At 61.5% G+C, this 3,337-nt stretch carries 3 protein-coding genes; 2 read left to right on the forward strand and 1 reads right to left on the reverse strand.

What is annotated here, in order from left to right:
* A partial coding sequence (locus tag EOA86_RS27630) for a sulfotransferase (protein WP_164892029.1) occupies positions 1-1,360 on the forward strand: 1,360 nt, incomplete at its 5' end.
* Positions 1,361-1,393: 33 nt separating this feature from the next.
* Here EOA86_RS27630 and EOA86_RS27635 read toward each other — a convergent pair.
* Entirely contained in the window at positions 1,394-2,452 is a 1,059-nt protein-coding gene (locus tag EOA86_RS27635) for a D-TA family PLP-dependent enzyme (RefSeq protein ID WP_128344574.1), read from the reverse strand.
* Positions 2,453-2,603: 151 nt separating this feature from the next.
* Between EOA86_RS27635 and EOA86_RS27640 the strand changes: the two genes are divergently transcribed.
* Complete coding sequence (locus EOA86_RS27640; RefSeq protein WP_128344576.1) at positions 2,604-3,290, forward strand: D-lyxose/D-mannose family sugar isomerase; 687 nt, start codon at positions 2,604-2,606, stop codon at positions 3,288-3,290.
* Positions 3,291-3,337: the final 47 nt, after the last annotated feature.

Here is a 3,337-nt window from a genome sequence, read left to right on the forward strand (position 1 = left end):
ACCGGGCAACGCCATTTTCCGCAACAATCTCGGCAACGCCTACAACCTGATCGGCAACATCGAACTGGCGCGCAAACAGCTGAGAAAAGCGATCGAGCTCGACGGCCGGCTGGTCGAGGCATTGTGCAATCTCGGGAAATCCTACCGGAGCCAACTCGAGGGCGACATCGCCGAGGGTTTCTATCGCCGTGCGCTGGCGGTCGACAGCCAATCGCTGACGGCGCTGGTCGGTATGGGCGACCTGCTCACCGACATGGGCCGACAAGCCGAGGCGGTCGAATGCTTCCGCCGTGCCATCGCCATCGACAAGGCAAATGTCGAGGCGCTGTCCGGGCTGGCGCTCGCGCGTCGGGCCGTCAAGGGCGATCCAGCTCTGGCTTTGGTGCAGGCCCGCCTCGAACTGCCGATGACCACTGATCGCGAGCGGGTTATCCTGCATCACGCCGCCGGAAAAATCCTCAACGACCAGTACGAGTATGGCCTGGCCATCCGCCATTTCGCCAGGGCCAAGGCAATCTCCGGCAATGATTTCGACATTGCCCTGCACACGCGGCTCTATGACAGCTTCATCGAGACTTTCGACGCCGGCTTTTTCGAAGCGCGGCCAAAGTTCGGCAATCCGTCCGAACGTCCGGTCTTCATCGTCGGTATGCCCCGTTCAGGAACGACGCTGACCGAGCAGATATGCGCCAGCCATCACGATATTTACGGCGCCGGCGAGCTGGCGACGATCCGTTCATTGGCCGGCGAACTTGGATTCGACCAGCCTGATCCGGCGATTTTCGCCAAGGCCATGGTTTCGCTCACACCGACGAAGGCGAAGGAGCTTGGCTCGAAATATCTCGGCCATCTCAACAAGCGCAACGGCAAGGCGGCGCGTGTCGTCGACAAGATGCCGCATAATTTCGAGCTGCTGGCTTTCATCGGTCTCATTTTGCCAAATGCCCGCATCGTCCACTGCCGGCGTGACCCGATGGACAATTGCACATCCTGTTTCATGCATAATTTTTCCGATTCCCACGGCTACAATACCGATCTGACCAAGCTTGGGCAGTATTACCGGCAGTATGATCGCTTGATGCGCCACTGGGCCAAGGTCGTTCCGCTGGCCATCCACGACATGCCTTACGAAGAAACCGTGGCCGATTTCGAAACCCGCGCCCGTGGATTGATTGGATTTCTCGGCATGGAATGGGACGATGCTTGTCTGCATTTCCACGAAACCGAGCGCACGGTACGAACGCCAAGCCGCTGGCAGGTGCGCCAGCCGATCTATTCGTCCTCTGTAGAGCGCTGGAAACTGTACGGCGATGCCCTCGATCCATTGAAGGCTGCACTGGGTCCGCTTGTCCAACTTTGATCAAACGGTCGTTCGGTCCGAACGACGTCGAGCTCATCCCATGCGGCCACGCGCCGCCACCGGCAGCGTCTCCAGCACCCGTTCTCCGGCGATCAGATGGACCTCGTCGAACAGATTGGTGACGACGCAGCAATGGTCGGGCACGATTCGCACGCGATCGCCGATACGCAGCCTGGCGTCGCCGGAAAGCGTGACGTTGCCGTGCTCTTCGCTGAGGCCGGTGACGGTAGCGCCCGGAATACCCAGCAATTCGCCGAAATCAGGCAGCCCCAGCGTATCGCTGGACAAGGCCTTGCTCCCGGCATCGAGGATGGCCCGTGTCGGCGTCGGATGGCTGACCACCGTCGACAGCACCGTCAGCGCGCAGTCGTCGAGACTCCCGACGCCTTTGCCGACCTGGTAGCGGTCGAGATAGATGTAGGTGCCGGGGCGGTACTCGGTAACGACGGAAGCCTCGCTTGAGCGCCACATATCCGGCGTGCCGCCGCTGGAGATGCGTTCGCAGCCAAAGCCGCATGCGGCGAGCGCCTGGTGCGCGCCGGCGAGCCACGTCTCGGCCTCGGCAGCGCGGCCTGCCGCCGGATAGGTCATCAGCCCGCCGAAGGCGAGCCCCCTGGCCTTGTCGATCTCCCTGGCCAATGCGACCGCCTCGCTGGCCGACTGGACGCCGCAGCGGCCCATGCCGGTGTCGCATTCCACCAGCACCTGTAGCGGCTGGCCTGGATCGGTGAAGGTGGCGGCGAGGCCCGCAAGTGTTTCCAGGCTGTCTGATGTCACCGACAGCGTCACACGACCGTGCAGCGCCTTGAGGCGCTCCAGCTTGGCCTTGCCCAGAATGTTATAAGGGAGAAAAATATCGGTGAGGCCGGAATCGGCCATCACCTCGGCTTCACCGATCTTCTGGCAGGTGATGCCGACCGCACCCGCTGCGATCTGCTTCTTTGCCCAGTAAGGCAGTTTGTGGGTCTTGATGTGCGGCCTGAGCTTCAGACCATGGCGATCGGCATGGGCCTGCGCCCGCGCGATGTTGGCTTCGGCGCGGTCGACATCGATCAGGATCGCCGGCGTATCGAGATCTTCTATACTCAGCATGGGATGCCACCATCAGGAAACTGGTTGCCGTTATGACCTCGATCGAACCGGATGTCATGAGGCCAGCTCATGCGGTTTACGTCGACACCGGATCGGCGTTCGGCTATTCGGTTTGGAGATCGCCTAGGCCGACGGGAAGGAAACCACGACCATGAAACGCTCCACCATCAATGATATCATCCGCGACGCCGATGCCTTCATCCGTTCGTTCGGCTACATCATGCCGCCCTTCGCCTACTGGACCCCGGAACAGATGAAGGCGCGCCGGCAGGATTCGTCGGCCATCTTCTCTTCCCGGCTCGGCTGGGACATCACCGACTACGGCCAGGGCAAGTTCGACGAGCTCGGCCTCTTCCTGTTCACCGTTCGCAACGGTCGCTACGAGGACATGAAGAAGGGCATGGGCATGCTCTATGCCGAAAAGATCATGATCTCGCGCAAGGACCAGCTGTCGCCAATGCATCGCCACAACATCAAGGCCGAAGACATCATCAATCGTGGCGGCGGCAAGCTGGTGCTGGAACTGTTCATGCACGATCGCGATGGCGGCATCGATCCGACGGCCGAAGTATCGGTGCCTGTCGACGGAACCATCCACAGGCTGCCTGCGGGCGGGCTGCTGAAGCTCGACCCGGGCCAGAGCGTCACTCTGCTGCCGGGCGTCTGGCACGCCTTCTGGGCCGAAGGCAAGGACGTGCTGATCGGGGAGGTTTCGACCGTCAATGACGATCTCACCGACAATGTCTTCCGCGAGCCGATCGGCCGCTTCGCAGACATCGACGAGGACGTTGCGCCGCTGCACCTGCTCGTGTCCGACTACGAGAAGTGGGTGGGTTAGGAGCCATGCCTTCTAATTTGCTCGATTGAGGAGCCCGCGGAGTCGGC

Origin of the sequence: Mesorhizobium sp. M5C.F.Ca.IN.020.32.2.1 (genome assembly GCF_004023105.1) — a bacterium.
GTDB classification, from domain to species: Bacteria; Pseudomonadota; Alphaproteobacteria; order Rhizobiales; family Rhizobiaceae; genus Mesorhizobium; species Mesorhizobium wenxiniae.

Coding starts and splice junctions, on each gene's coding strand:
- EOA86_RS27635 (WP_128344574.1), bottom strand. CDS start 2,452: ATGCTGAGTATAGAAGATCTCGATACGCCGGCGATCCTGATCGATGTC.
- EOA86_RS27640 (WP_128344576.1), top strand. CDS start 2,604: ATGAAACGCTCCACCATCAATGATATCATCCGCGACGCCGATGCCTTC.